At 70.4% G+C, this 14123-nt stretch carries 10 protein-coding genes; 4 read left to right on the top strand and 6 right to left on the bottom strand.

The window, feature by feature from the left end:
* Window positions 1-135: 135 nt before the first annotated feature.
* Genes ABGB01_RS22095 through ABGB01_RS22085 form a run of 3 tightly spaced genes read left to right on the top strand, consistent with a single transcriptional unit; the run spans window position 136 to window position 3587 of the window.
* The gene (locus tag ABGB01_RS22095; RefSeq protein ID WP_347623261.1) at window positions 136-924 is read left to right on the top strand and encodes a hypothetical protein; all 789 of its coding nucleotides are present in this window, start codon (window positions 136-138) and stop codon (window positions 922-924) included.
* A 24-nt stretch (window positions 925-948) separates the two neighbouring features.
* Window positions 949-2838, top strand: coding sequence for a fumarate reductase/succinate dehydrogenase flavoprotein subunit (locus ABGB01_RS22090; protein WP_347775546.1), 1890 nt, complete (start codon window positions 949-951; stop codon window positions 2836-2838).
* Complete coding sequence (locus tag ABGB01_RS22085) at window positions 2835-3587, top strand: succinate dehydrogenase/fumarate reductase iron-sulfur subunit (RefSeq protein WP_132600105.1); 753 nt, start codon at window positions 2835-2837, stop codon at window positions 3585-3587. The genes ABGB01_RS22090 and ABGB01_RS22085 overlap by 4 nt, the downstream gene beginning before the upstream one ends.
* A 95-nt stretch (window positions 3588-3682) precedes the next feature.
* Here the strand turns inward: ABGB01_RS22085 and ABGB01_RS22080 are convergent, their stop codons facing one another.
* Window positions 3683-5017, bottom strand: a complete 1335-nt coding sequence (locus ABGB01_RS22080; RefSeq protein WP_347775427.1) for a hypothetical protein — start codon at window positions 5015-5017, stop codon at window positions 3683-3685.
* 1367 nt (window positions 5018-6384) lie between these two features.
* On the opposite strand from ABGB01_RS22080, the gene ABGB01_RS22075 reads away from it, so the two are divergent.
* The gene (locus ABGB01_RS22075; protein WP_347775426.1) at window positions 6385-6753 is read left to right on the top strand and encodes a hypothetical protein; all 369 of its coding nucleotides are present in this window, start codon (window positions 6385-6387) and stop codon (window positions 6751-6753) included.
* Between the two features lie 319 nt (window positions 6754-7072).
* Here ABGB01_RS22075 and ABGB01_RS22070 read toward each other — a convergent pair whose 3' ends face one another.
* The 5 genes from ABGB01_RS22070 to ABGB01_RS22050 form a co-directional block, all read right to left on the bottom strand.
* Window positions 7073-7465 (bottom strand): (deoxy)nucleoside triphosphate pyrophosphohydrolase, encoded by a 393-nt coding sequence (locus tag ABGB01_RS22070; protein ID WP_347775425.1) that lies wholly within the window; start codon window positions 7463-7465, stop codon window positions 7073-7075.
* A 13-nt stretch (window positions 7466-7478) separates the two neighbouring features.
* Window positions 7479-8567, bottom strand: coding sequence for an NlpC/P60 family protein (locus ABGB01_RS22065; RefSeq protein ID WP_347775424.1), 1089 nt, complete (start codon window positions 8565-8567; stop codon window positions 7479-7481).
* Window positions 8564-9190 carry a hypothetical protein gene (locus tag ABGB01_RS22060; RefSeq protein ID WP_347775423.1) on the bottom strand — a complete coding sequence of 209 codons (627 nt, stop codon included), beginning with the start codon at window positions 9188-9190 and terminating at the stop codon, window positions 8564-8566. Before ABGB01_RS22060 ends, ABGB01_RS22065 begins: the two co-directional genes overlap by 4 nt.
* Window positions 9191-9349: 159 nt before the next feature.
* Window positions 9350-11608: a type IV secretion system protein gene (locus tag ABGB01_RS22055; RefSeq protein ID WP_347775422.1), complete on the bottom strand. Its 2259-nt coding sequence runs from the start codon at window positions 11606-11608 to the stop codon at window positions 9350-9352.
* Window positions 11605-14082, bottom strand: coding sequence for an ATP-binding protein (locus ABGB01_RS22050; RefSeq protein WP_347646323.1), 2478 nt, complete (start codon window positions 14080-14082; stop codon window positions 11605-11607). The genes ABGB01_RS22055 and ABGB01_RS22050 overlap by 4 nt, the downstream gene beginning before the upstream one ends.
* Between the last annotated feature and the right edge of the window lie 41 nt (window positions 14083-14123).

Below are 14123 nucleotides of genomic sequence, written 5' to 3'. Positions count from 1 at the left end.
TAAACTCGATCCTGTCGTCGTAACGTATCCCCCACCAACGCGCGCCTGAGCGGAGATCGCCATCCGCGCGCCCAGCGAATACGAAAACCACGGACCCCCCGCGCGATGGGTCCGCGGGAGGTGGAGAGGTCCGCGATGACCCAAACGACGCCCGAAGCACCAGCGAGAAGGCAGCGTGCCCAGGTTAAGGTGCGCACGCTGCGCACCGACCGATGGTGGCTCGTTCCGCTAGTGACGTTCCTCGGGCTCAGCTCATTCCTTGTCTACGGCGTGTGGGCGATCATCGACACGAGCAACTTCGTCGAGCCCTACATCGCCCCGTTCGCCTCGCCCTGCCTGACGACTCAGGAGGTCTGCGACGGGGCGCGGCTGTTCGGGTGGGCGCCCGTCGGCGGCTGGTACGCGCTCCCGCCGGGGCTGCTGATCCTCGGCCTGCCCGGCGGGTTCCGGCTGACGTGCTACTACTACCGCAAGTCCTACTACCGCTCGTTCTGGCTGTCGCCGGCGGCGTGCGCCGTGCAGGAGCCCCACGGGAAATACACCGGTGAGACCCGGTTCCCGCTGATCATCCAGAACATCCACCGCTACTTCTTCTACTTCGCGGTGGTGATCGGCGCCATCCTCACCTACGACGCCGTCCTGGCGCTGGTGCACAAGCCGCTGGGCCTCGGCTCGTGGATCCTGCTCGTCAACGCCGTGCTCATCCTCGGCTACACCTTCGGCTGCCACTCGTGCCGCCACATCACCGCGGGCAGGCTCAACCACTTCTCCCGTCACCCGCTGCGCTATCGGGCCTGGACGTTCGTCTCCAAGCTCAACGCCAAGCACCAGCAGCTCGCGTGGGCCTCGATGTTCTCCGTCATGGGCGCCGACCTCTATGTCCGTCTGGTCGCCAAGGGCATCATCGCCTTCCCGTTCGCGTAAGGACCAGCTTCAGTGGAAAACTCGATAAACACAGAGCGCCACGAGTACGACGTCGTCGTCATCGGCGCGGGCGGCGCCGGCCTGCGGGCCGCGATCGAGGCGCGCCAGCAGGGCAAGCGCACGGCGATCGTCTGCAAGTCGCTGTTCGGCAAGGCGCACACCGTCATGGCCGAGGGTGGCGCCGCCGCCGCGATGGGCAACGTCAACCCCGACGACAACTGGATGGTGCACTTCCGTGACACCATGCGGGGCGGCAAGTTCCTCAACAACTGGCGGATGGCCGAGCTGCACGCCAAGGAGGCGCCCGACCGCGTCTGGGAGCTGGAGGCCTGGGGCGCGCTGTTCGACCGCACCAAGGACGGCAAGATCAGCCAGCGCAACTTCGGCGGGCACGAGTATCCACGGCTCGCCCACGTGGGTGACCGCACAGGGCTGGAGATGATCCGCACCCTGCAGCAGCGCGTCGTCGCGCTCCAGCAGGAGGACTACGAGACCCACGGCGACTACGAGGCCTACATCAAGGTCTTCGCCGAGTGCACGGTCACCCGGCTGCTCAAGGACGGCGACGCGATCTCCGGCGCGTTCGGCTACTGGCGCGAGACGGGAAACTTCATCCTCTTCGACGCGCCGGCCATCGTCCTGGCCACCGGCGGGATCGGCAAGTCCTACGTCGTCACCTCCAACTCCTGGGAGTACACCGGCGACGGCCACGCCCTGGCCCTGCTCGCCGGCGCCAACCTGATCAACATGGAGTTCATCCAGTTCCACCCCACGGGGATGGTCTGGCCGCCGTCCGTGCGCGGCATCCTCGTCACGGAGTCCGTCCGCGGTGACGGCGGCGTGCTGCGCAACTCCGAGGGCAAGCGCTTCATGTTCGACTACGTCCCCGACGTGTTCAAGGACAAGTACGCCACCAGCGAGGAAGAGGGGGACCGCTGGTACACCGACCAGGCCAACAACCGGCGCCCGCCGGAGCTGCTGCCGCGTGACGAGGTGGCCCGCGCGATCAACGCCGAGGTCAAGGCCGGTCGCGGCTCGCCCCAGGGCGGCGTCTTCCTCGACGTCTCCACCCGGCTGCCCGCCGAGGAGATCAAGAAGCGGCTGCCGTCGATGCACCACCAGTTCAAGGAGCTGGCCGACGTCGACATCACCGCCGAACCCATGCAGGTGGGCCCTACGTGCCACTACATCATGGGCGGCGTCGAGGTCGACGCCGACACCGGCGCGGCGGCCGTGCCCGGCCTGTTCGCGGCCGGCGAGGTCTCCGGCGGCATGCACGGCTCCAACCGGCTGGGCGGCAACTCGCTGTCCGACCTGCTGGTGTTCGGGCGCCGGGCGGGCGCGGGCGCGTCCGCGTACGTGGACGGGCTCGCGGCCCGGCCCAAGGTGGCCGACGACGCGGTCGAAGCGGCCCGCGAGGAGGCGATCGCGCCGCTCGGACGCAGCGGCGAGAACCCCTACGAGGTGCACCACGAGCTCCAGCGCACCATGAACGACCTCGTCGGCATCATCCGCAAGCCCGACGAGGTCGCCGAGGCTCTCCAGGTCGTGGAGAAGCTCAAGGAGCGCGTGGCACTGGTCGGAGCGGCCGGCTCGCGCGTCTACAACCCCGGCTGGCACCTCGCGATCGACCTGCGCAACATGGTGCTGGTGTCGGAGTGCGTGGCTCGCGCCGCGCTGCTGCGCGAGGAGAGCCGCGGCGGGCACACCCGCGACGACTTCCCCGGGATGAACCCGGAGTGGCGCCGCAAGTTGCTCGTCTGCTCCACTGAGGGCGGCTCGGCCGTCCGCGTCGAAGAGAAGATCCAGCCGCGCATGCGCGACGACCTGATCACCCTCTTCGAAGGCGACGAGCTGAGCAAATACCTCACCGACGAAGAGATGACCGAGTTCGACGGGATAGCGAAGTCATGAGCTACAAGGCAAAGTTCAAGGTCTGGCGCGGTGAGGGCGGCGAGGGCAGGCTCGAGGACTTCACCGTGGAGGTCAACGAGGGCGAAGTCGTCCTCGACATCATCCACCGGCTCCAGGCCACGCAGGCGCCCGACCTGGCCGTGCGCTGGAACTGCAAGGCGGGCAAGTGCGGCTCGTGCAGCATGGAGATCAACGGTAAGCCGCGGCTGGGCTGCATGACCCGGATGTCCACCTTCGAGGAGGACGAGACCATCACGGTCACGCCGATGCGCACGTTCCCCGTCATCAAGGACCTCGTCACCGACGTGTCCTACAACTACCAGAAGGCCCGGGAGGTCCCGTCCTTCACGCCGCCGGCCGACGTCCGGCCCGGCGAGTTCCGGATGAAGCAGGTCGACGTCGAGCGGTCCCAGGAGTTCCGCAAGTGCATCGAGTGCTTCATGTGCAACAACATCTGCCACGTGATCCGCGACCACGAGGAGAACAAGCCGGCCTTCTCCGGCCCGCGCTTCCTCATGCGGATCGCCGAGCTGGACATGCACCCGTACGACGTGGCGGACCGGCAGGAGACGGCCCAGGAGGAGCACGGCCTCGGCTACTGCAACATCACCAAGTGCTGCACCGAGGTCTGCCCCGAGCACATCAAGATCACCGACAACGCGCTGATCCCGATGAAGGAGCGCGTGGTCGACCGGAAGTACGACCCGCTGGTGTGGCTGGGCAACAAGATCTTCAAGCGCACCTCGTAGGGCGCTGACACGGAAGGCGGGGGCCGGATGATCCGGCCCCCGCCTTCGTGCGTCCACGTCTTCCCCGACGTGCGCCTGTCCTCCGCGCCGCGCGCCTACTTCTTGCGGCCCCAGCGGCGCTTGCGCTTGGCGTCACCCGGCGCCTCCTGCGCGGGCCCCTGGCCCTCCCGCGTGCCTGCCGGCTGCTCGGAGGCAGGCTCCTGGTCCGGCAGCGGCTGGATCGCGGTCACGTCGCCGTCGGCGGGCAGGTAGGGCGGCGGGTCGTAGTTCCCGCCGCGGACGGGCGGCTCGAACAGCGAGGCCGACGGGCCCTGCCAGGGCTCCGCGTCACCCGGCTCCGCGGCCGAGGCCGGCACGCTCGGGCGCTCCCTCTCATCGTCGTACGGGCTCGCGCCCCCCGGCGGAATGTCCGCAGGCGGGATCACCGGCTCGAACGGGTCACGGTATTCGTTCTGTTTGGGCGGCTCGTGGCTGTAGGAGCCGAACTCGTCCGGGTGCAGCACCACCGGCTCCTCCGCCGTGGGCGGCTCCTCGTGCGGGTAGTCCTGCGGCGGGGCCGGTTGCGGGTCCTGGTAGACGGCGCCGTACTGCACCTGGCCGCCGGGGTAGGTCTGCACGGGGACGAAGCTGATGATCGGCGCGTACGCCGTGCCGCCCGGATAGCCGGGGGCGGGGAAGCCGGCCGTGGCGTAGCCCGGGCCCGCCGGGTAGCCGCCACCAGGAGGCATCTCCGGTTGGGCCATCGGCCCCGCCTTGCGTACCGCCGCCGCGTGGGCCATCCGGCGCAGCCGCCCCTCGAAGATGAGGACGGCGAAGAGCGCGAGCAGCACCAGCACCAGGGCCGGGATGCTGAGCTTCTGCGTCAGCGTGCGCTGGTCGAACTCGGGCGCCGCGTTCCGTAACTCCAGCGGCACCTCCTCGGAGGAGGCAGGCGGCGTCTCGCTCAACGGCGCGCTGGGGGGCGTCTCGGTCGGCGCGACGGTCGGCATCTCCACGCTCTCCTCAGGAGTGGAAGTGGCGGAGGTGCTGGGCGGCACCTCGACGCTCTGCGTGGGCAGCGGCTGCGGCTGCTGCTGCGGAGTGGACGGCGTGCTGCTCGGAGTCGGGCTCTTGGTGGTCTTCTTCGGCGTGGGGCTCTTGGTGGTCTTCGTAGGAGTCGCGGTGACGGTCTGGGTGATCGTCGTCTGCGGATCCTGCTCCTCCTCCGGCTCGTCAGGAGGAGGCTGGCCCGCCGTCGCCGTGACCGTCACCGTGGTCTCGGGATCCTCCGGCCACGCGTCGCACACCTCGCCGGGATTGCACCCGTCGATGGGGTCGTACGCCGCCGTGGACGCGCTGGCGCTCTGCACGATGAACGGGGCCGCGCCCGCACCGGCGAGGCCCAGCGCCAGGACGATCGCGGACACGGCTGTCGCTCGCGTGCGCTCCACCGTTGCCCTCCGCCAGTCCCGAAACCATGGTCAATGGAATACTAGCCGGGTCAAAGTAACAGTAAAGACCGATTTACAACTCCAATTTACGGTTACGGCCCTGTTGTACCGTGACAATGAGCCTCAAGGCCCCCAGCAGCAGTCCGACGGCTGCGGCCGCCAGCCAGAAACCCGTCGCGCCGTCCACGATGCTGACCCCCTCTTCCGGGCGCACACGTTTCGCCGACGACACCATTTCGAACGGCAACGGCGCCGACCTCGGACTTGCGGCCGGCGGGAACGACATCTCCGGGGACGGAACGTTTCCCGCGGTCGCCGCCACCTGTGGCGCCCCGTCGGGGAACGCCTGCGCAAGCCCGTCAGGCAACTCGTGGGCGTTCCCGTAGGGCAACGACTGCGTGGACCCGTGGGACCGGGTCGAGCCCTGAGCCTGCGCAGCCCCCCGGTTCTGCGCGGGCAGGGACTGTCGGCCCTGAGCCTGCGCGGTCTTCTGAGCCTGCGCGGTCTTCTGAGGTTGGGCGGTCCCCTGAGCCCGCACGGCACCGGGCTGCGCCGTCCCCTGAGGTCGCCCGGCCCCCTGAGGCTGCCCGGCACCCTGAGGCTGCCCGGCACCCTGAGGCTGCCCGGCGCCCTGAGGCTGCCCGGCCCTCTGAGGCGCAACACCCTGAGGCACGGCGCCCTGAGGCACGGCGCCCTGAGGCTGGCCGGACCCCCGAGACTGCACTCCCCCATGAGACCGGGACCCGTGAGACGGGGAGCCCTGAGACTGCGTCCAGATGGGCGGTTGTTGCGCGGGTTCGGGATCCGCGCCCTCACCCTGTGCTGACGTTCCTGGCGCCCGCTGCGGGGAGACGGCGGGCGGCCCCTGCTCCTCAGCCCCGCCCCGCATGGCCGGTGGTCCCTGCGCCTCGCGCCGCGCACCTTCCAGCTCGCGGATCGCCCGACCGTGCTCCTGCGCACCGGCCTCCACAGGCTCCCGCGCTTCCACGCCTCGCTCTCTCACCCCGGGCTCGCCCGCACCGCGCCACACGGGGGAATGCCGCTCGGCGCCGGCAGGCCGTCGTCCTTCCGCACCAGCGGGTGAACGTGCCTCCGCACCGTAACCGGGAGGCGGCCCATCCTCCGGACCGACGGGCCGCGGGCCGTCCACCCCGAAACCGGGAGGCCGCCCACTTCCGGCCACGGGACCGGCGGGCGGCCAGAACTCCGTACCAGGCCATCCGCCCGCCCCAGGGCCGGCCGGTGGCCGGCCATCGGCGCCGGCGACAGCAGGATGGTCGGCGTCCTGCGACCGGTCCCGCACTCCGTAGGGCACCCGTGCTCCGCCGCCGGGCTCGTCCGGTCCGGGCGGCCGGGTCGCCGGTACGGTGCTCCTGACCCGGGTGGAGACGGTGTCGGCCATGGTCGTCAGCCGGTCACCCGCGTCGGTGCGCATCCAGGCGGCCGCCGCCAGCGCCACGGCCGTCACTCCGGCCGGCGCGGTGAGCGTCACCTCCACGGATCGTTCCCCGGAGACCTCGCCCAGCCCGCACACCCGCGTTCCCGGCAGGGAGGTGCTGGTGCGGGTGGAGCCGGAAAGGACCGACAACGCGCGTACGGCAAGCTCCTCGGAGGCCGCCTCCCCCACCGTCACCGCCTCCGCCCGGGAGCCTCCCGCCGGCTCCTCCCAGTCCGCCCCGGGAAGCCTGGCATGCTCCGGCATGACAACTCCCGGGCCGGGACTCCAGGCGGGATGATCGGGCGGAGGGGCGCAGACGACCTCCGCCAGCGCTTCCGCCGGGCTGGCCGCCACCGCGACCCTCGCGCCCCTGCCCATCCCGTTCAGCCGTACCTTGAACCGCTGGACGTCCCCCGTCCTGACCCGCTTGCCCGCGCCATCAGACCCCTTGATCCGCTCGAGCACCAGCGACACCCCTGTGGCCCCCACGGGCACACAGGGCACCGCCGTCAGAAGGAGGGCTCCGGCAATGATCCAGCCACGCCGCATCATTCCCACTCCCCCGTTGCGACAAATCACACCGAGTCACCATCATGTCACACAGAGTGAGAGACTCGTCACCGGGGCAGCAGGTTCTCCACGGTCTTCATGATGGGCAGGTCAGCGCCCAGCCAGTCGACGTCGTAATAGTCGCCGGGACCGAGCCACCGCAGCGCCAGGTGCTCCTTGGCCTCGGGCACGCCCGAGATCAGGGAGCACAGCCACACGCGCATGACATACCCCGCCGACAGCGCCCAGTCACCGCCCACGCGTTCGCCCACCGCGATCTCGACGCCGAGTTCCTCGCGGCACTCCCGCACGAGCGCCGTCCGCTCGTCCTCCCCCGGATCCACCTTCCCGCCGGGGAACTCCCACCCGCCGGCCAGCGCCGCCGGTTCGGCGCGCTGGGCCGCGAGCACCCGGCCGCCGGGGGCGACGATCACCGCGGCCACGACCACGACCGTGCTCATCACGTCACATTCCTCACAGGGATGGATTCTGCAGCTTCTTGAGCTGTTCGAGCACGTCGGGGTTCTGGAGAGGGCGGGTGAAGCCCACCCGGTTGGTACGGGCCTCGTAGCCGGTGACCTTGATCGGCCCGCACAGCCGGCAGCGCGCCTCCAGCATCTTGCCCTTGGACACGACCAGGCCGACGTGGCCGGGGTTGTTCGCGGACGTGCCGGGACCGGAGTTGAAGAACACCAGGTCACCCGGCTGCTCGTCCCCTTCCTGGATTTTCACCCCGAACGGCCACTGCACGAACGTCGTACGCGGGATCACTAACCCCGCCGCCCGGTAGGCCGCGTAGATGACGCCAGAACAGTCGAACGCGTCGGGCCCCGTGCCGCCCCACAGGTACGGCTTGCCGCGCTGGTCGAGCGCGTACTCGAGGATCTTGGCGACGACGTCGCTCGGCGCGGCCTCGATCAGCGGGTCGTCGCACTCCTCCGAGGCCTGCGGCGGCACCTTCACCTCGCCGGACCTGGCGTATTTCCTGGCGATCTCGACCACCTGGTCGACGTACCACCAGGCCCGGTTGTAGACGAACAGCGCCTGCCGCACGTTCTCCGGTGCCCCGTTGCGCTTGAGCATCTTCGCGGCGCCCAGGATGGCGTCGGCGGGATTGTAGACGTCGCCCACGCCGTCGCCGTCGCCGTCGGAGGCGTAGCCGTTGAAGTCGGACGACATCGGGATCCTGGTCTTGCCGCCCCACGTGGAGATCAGGAACTGCATCGGTCCCGCCGCGCCCGCGTGGTTGGTGCCGTTCTTGACGCCCGGCAGGTCGGAGCGGCCGTGGTCGGTCTCGCGCTTGCCCACGGCGGCCAGGATGTTCCACTGCACGCCGATCTTCTTGCCGTGCTTCTTGTACAGCTCCAGGTATATGCCGGGGATGTCGGAGGATCCCGAGTCGGACACCTCCTCCACCTGCGTGTCGTCCTCGCAGTCGACGGAGCTGCCGCCGCCGGAGATGAAGGACGGCAACGAGATCAGCAACATCGGCGAGACGATGACCGCCACCAGGATCAACGCCCCGGCGAGACCGATCACCAGGGCGAGACGCGTACCTTTCACTCCAGAATGTCCCCCTCCTGGCCCTCCGTCGACGGACGGAGGTCGAAGACCCGCCAGTCGGCTCCCTCCTGGCTCACCGTGACCGCGTACTCCTCGTTGTGCTGCTTGCCGCCGCTCTTCGCGGCGACCTGCCGGCTGGCGCTGATCACGAAGACAATGGAGGTCTTCTCGACCTGCCTGATCTCCTTCAGCCTGGCCGTGGCCGTGGAGACGATCTCGTCATTGCGGTTCTGCTCGATGGTGCCCGCGGAGGAGAGCGTTCTGGTCAGCTCGTTGCCGAACTCGGCCGTCGTGTACGCCTTCAGCCGCGTCGCGTAGGCCGCCGGATCCTCGTCGTAACGGAACGTGCCGTACTCGGCGGTGAACCGCTCGGCCAGGTCCGCGGCCGCGGCGAGCTGCTCCTTCTGCATGGGCAGGTAGGAGTAGACGTCGAACGGCTCGGCGCTCGCGGTCGCCAGCGGCGTGCTCGAAGCGGCCGGTGTGACGGCCGCGGTGGTCGTCTCAGGCGCGGGCTCCGCCTGCTCCTCCGAGGGCGGCCCGATCGTCAGGTAGACGCCGACCGCGGCGACGACCACGACGATGACGGCGAAGGCCAGCCCGCGCCGGTCACCTGGCTGTGCCATCAGATCCTCCCGAGGGGACCGTCGCCAGGACCTCAGCCATTGTCGCCACCTCTGGACAGGATCGGCTTCGTGCTTTCGGGCATCGGTCAGGGCTTGGCCGTCGTCTCCCGCGCAGGCGGGGCGAGAAGCCGCTCCCTTCAGGGCGCGGAGGAGTCACGTTCAGTCCTTGTCGGGGGAGTTCGGCTTGAGCCAGAACGGCACGGAGGGGCTGTCACCTCCGGAGCCGCCACCGTCGCTGCCGCTGCGCAGCCAGAGCGGTGGCGCCTCCGAGGAGCGGGACGACGACTCGCCGGAGCCGAAGATCCGGGGGCCCGCCTGGCCGCCGCGCGGCCTGGCCTGGCCTCCTCCGCCGCCGCCGGACCGCGTCCTGCCGGAGCCGCCGGAACCGTTCGAACCGCCGAACAGCCCGCCGCCGGAGCCGCGGGAACGTGTGCCGCCTGACCCGCCGAACCGGGACCCGCGCGACCCGCCCGACGATCCGTTACGCGAGCCGCCCGACGATCCGCCGCGCCGCGCCCAGCCGCCACCGGACCCGCCGCCGAACCAGCCGCCGCCGGAGCCCGCGGACCCGCCGGAGCCCGCGCCCGCACCGGCCCTGCCTCCGGCCGCGCCACCGGAGCCTCCAGGACCGCCGCCGGGCCTGGCGCCGCCCGCCCCGCCGCGCGTGCGGGTGGGCGTGCCCAGGTTGAGCGGCGGCGCCGTGCCCCTGCGTGGTTCGAGCGGCGCCCTCGTCGCCGCCTTGCCGCCCTGCTGGTCGGTGTCGAGGGGCGCCGCCGTGGCCGGGACGCGGGTGCCGGAAGGAGCGCCCTCCCCTTCCTCGGCGCGGACCCTGGCCTGGCCTGTCGCCGCCGTGGCAGCCGCACCCGCCGGGTTGGCCGCGGCCGCCGCCCTGATGACCGGCTCGGCCTTACGCAGCCCCCAGCGTCCGATCCTGGCCGACGCGACCGGCGGCAGCGCGCCCGCGGACCGTTCGAGCACGGACGAGCCGGCCGCCTCGCCGAGCATGCGAGTGGTGACCGTGTGGCCGTTCAGCGAGGCGAACAGGTGCTGGAACGGGCGGCGGTAGAAGAACACCGCGATCGTCAGCAGGGCCATGAACAGCACCTGCAGCCCCCACGGCATGGCCGTGGAGATGATCAGAGCGTAGCCGTACACGAGCACGCTGAGCACGATCGTCAGCACGGCCTGTCTCAGCAGCGTGCCGACGAGCATCTCCACCCAGCGCATGGCGATGATCCGCCCGCTGCCCGGGTGCACGCCGATGAGCAGGAAGATCGGCCCGAGGATGAGCAGCAGCAGGAAGCCCACTTTCAGCACCAGCAGCGAGACCGCCACCAGGAAGATGAGCGTGCCGGCCACCAGCGCGGCGATGAACGCGCCGACGGCGACCCCGAGCCGGTTGGACCAGTCCCTGCCGGAGAAGACGGTGTAGCGGGGGTCGTTCCTGAGCTTCGAGGCCAGCTCCGCGTATTCCGACTGGCGGGCCCCCACGTCAGGGGCGGGCTGGCCGGCGACGGCGGGCGGGATCGACTGGATCTCCAGCATCTTGCGGCCGAAGTCGCGCACGATGGGCTGCTGCGGGTCGGCGGTGCCGAACTGGCCGACCAGCCACGGCTTGCAGACCAGCGTGGACCACAGCGCGTCGGCGTTCTGCTCGACGCCCGGCGTGCCGCCCTGACCGAAGCCGCCCGGCTTGAGCTCGGGATCGCTGTCGCCGGGAGGCGGCAGGCAGGACGCGCCGCCCGCGCCGGGCAGGCCGGAGAACGCCGAGTTGACCACCTCGCCGGTCTTGTCGGTGACCACCTTGCCGAGCCCGGTGAAGTCACCGGGCCTGCTGAAGAACCAGACCGCCACGGTGACGGCCAGGACCATCCAGATCACGCCTTCGGCGGTCGTGGTGGCCCGCTTGCGGATCAGGCCGTACCAGGCCAGCCAGATCGCGCCGATGATCACGATCGGGCGGAGGAGCGGCCAGTACATCGCGTCGGCCAGGTTCGTGACGATGTCGTCGACCACGTCCTTGATCGACTGGAGCGGCCCTTCGGTCGCCGCCGCCTGGTACGTGGTGATCGTCAGCCGGTCGACGGCCTTGGCAGCGGTGAAGATGCCGTTGGCCCACATGTTGCCGAGCACGGCGACGTAGTCGGAACAGCCCAGCTCGTGGGTGTGCCAGAACTGGCCGCTCATCCCGAACTGGCCGTAGTTGGTGGTCGGAGCCTGCGGCCCGCCCTCGGGGGGCGGCGGCTGGATCATGCCGTCGGTGCCGCCGCCGATCACCTCGGGCGCGAGCGCGCCCGACAGGTCGCAGGGCGCCGCGGCCGCCGGGGTGGACACACCACCCACCACGACGGGCACCACGAGCACGGCGGTGACGAGCGCGAACGCCAGCGCGAGTCGTCGGGATAGCCGGACCTTCATGACCGTACCTCCTGCGCTCTGCCCACGCCCCCCTGAAGATCATCATGCCCGTCGGCGACGGGTTTGTCGTGTGTGGGGTTCGTGTCGAGCCAACGGAGAAGTTCCTCGGAGATCAGGTCTACTCCGATGCGGCCCGCCCTGCCATCCAGATCACGGAATACGCATTCGCCGTTTCCGAGCGAGCGCAGCACGGCCTTGTGCTCTTCCGACTGCTCCACCCCGAGCAGGGACATGACGTGGTCCACCTCCACCCGTTCGGTGGACCTGAACGCGAAGACGGACGACAGGCAGTTGGTCACCTGCTCGTTCAGCAGGTCTCCCGCGTTCTGCGAGACCAGCACCAGAGCGGTGTTGCGGGAGCGGCCCATCCGGCTGACCTCGGGCACCAGCTTGGCGCCCTCGGGCGTGGAGGTGATCGCCCACGCCTCGTCCAGGAAGATCGCCTTGGGGGCGCGCCGGTCGAGGCCGTTCATCAGCCTGCGCGCGAACTGGGAGACCAGATAGAGCAGCGCCACCGACAGCCGCTGCTCGTAGGAGTAGTCGTCCCTGGTCGTGGCCACGTCAGGCAGCGTCAGCCCGCCCAGCGTGAACACGGTCGTCCACCCCTCCGTGTCGATCTGGTCGCCGCCGGAGGGGTCGAAGCAGAGCCTGGCCAGATGCATCTCCGACATGGAGCGCAGCACCGCGCCGAGGTTCTTCGACGCGGCGTCGCCGGCCTGCTCCAGGAAGTCGACGACCTTGCCCAGCGAAGGGTCGGGCGCGTTCGACACCGCGGCCACCGCCTGGATCATCGCCGACTCTCGCTCCTCCGACATGCGGGGCAGCAGCAGGCGCAGCGTCTCGGTGGCCATCGTCTTCTTCGCCGCGATGTCGTCGCCGAACGAGAACGGGTCGAGCAGCCCGGGCGCCGCCGACCCGAGCGGGATGATGCGCGCCTTACGCCCCCGCTTGTCGAGCAGCCGTACGAGCGACTCGGCGTCGCCCTTCGGGTCGATCACCGCGACCGTCACGCCGCGCAACGCCATCTGATAGATCATCAGCAGCGCGAGCGTCGTCTTGCCGCCGCCCGGCTCCCCGGTGATCGCGATGGCGGTCGGCCGGTTACGGCTGGCCGCCAGCAGCGGGTCGAAGTGCACGATGCTGCGCGCCCTGCCCACCGTCTCGCCGATGTACGGGCCCAGCCAGCCCTCGCTGCCGTCGTCCAGCCGGTCACCCAGGTCGACGGTCGCCGTGGCCATGCCGCCCGAGATCGTCCTCAGCGGCTGGCGCTGGGCGTAGGCGTTGACCTGCACCTTCTCCCCCGGCAGCGCCTCGCGGAACAACGAGAACTGGTCGCCGGTCGAGTTGACCACGTCGATGCCCATGTCGCGGTAGTGCTCGACGACCGCCTCCACCCGCTGCACGCAGATGTCCTCGGTCGGGGCCGACACGATCAGGCGGTGCCAGCCGTACACGAACGGCAGCCGCTCCTTCGTGATGCCGTGCTCCAGCATCCGGGCCGCGTCGATCTGCTCCGCCAGCGCCAGCGGCGCCTCCGCGCCCGCCTCCCGGATGTGGTGGTCCATGTCGCGGGCGTGCGCCAGCTTGCGCGCGACGTCCTTGGACGCCTTGACCGGCGGGATCAGCCGCATCCGCGACGAGATCTCCACGGGGAACGCGAGCTGGTCGGCGAAGTGCATCCACGGCTCGCCGTCGGGGAACGGCATGAGATCGGGGAAACGCGCGAACGACAGATGAGCCACGTACGAGTCGCCCTGCGGCTGCACGATCCGCAACAACGACCTGCCGTTGTGGATCTCGCCCTCCACCAGCGCCTCGATCTCGCCCCTGCCCCAGCGCCGCTTCGGGCTCGCCGACGGCGGCGGGTCGCCCAGAGCGCCCGCGGCCGCGTGCTGGAACAACCACGCCACCTCCACGGAGGTGGCGTGCCTGGCGTAGAGGGCGCTCGACGCGAGCGCTCTGCCCAGCCGCTCCGCCTGTTCCGTCCACCGCCCGATCTCGCTGTCGGGCACGTGGTCGTCCTCCATGCCGAGAGACTTCTCGGTCTTCTGGTAGAAGCCGAGGAGCTGGCTGAGCACGCCGCTGCCGAGCTGCTTGCCGCGCGGCCCGAGCCGCACCCCGAGGTAGACCTCCTTCGACCAGAAGTCCTTCGCCCAGACGTGCCGGTACATCTCCTCCAGGTAGTCGCGCCAGCCCGGCCCCTCGTCGGACGTGGCGTTGAGCGCCATGGCCCACTCCGCCGCGGGGTAGGTGCGGTGCGCGACCCTCAGATGGACCTCGGCGTCGGGCATCCTGATCGCGGCCAGCGCGATCGTGATGTTGGTGGCCAGCGCCTCGCGCTCCTCAGGCGTGACGAACTCGTAGCTGACCGTCGGGAGTCTGAAGTACGCCCATGCGCAGGTGTCCGTGAGCAGGATGCGGTCGTCGAAATAGCGGACCGCGAGGCGCTGGTGCGCTCGTGACGCCCTGCTCATGCCGCCCCCTCAGCGCATGAACGGGCCAGGCCTGCTCGCTT

The sequence above is a fragment of the Nonomuraea sp. B5E05 genome, assembly GCF_039880665.1.
GTDB lineage: Bacteria > Actinomycetota > Actinomycetes > Streptosporangiales > Streptosporangiaceae > Nonomuraea.
This window is presented reverse-complemented; position numbering and strand designations above follow the sequence as displayed.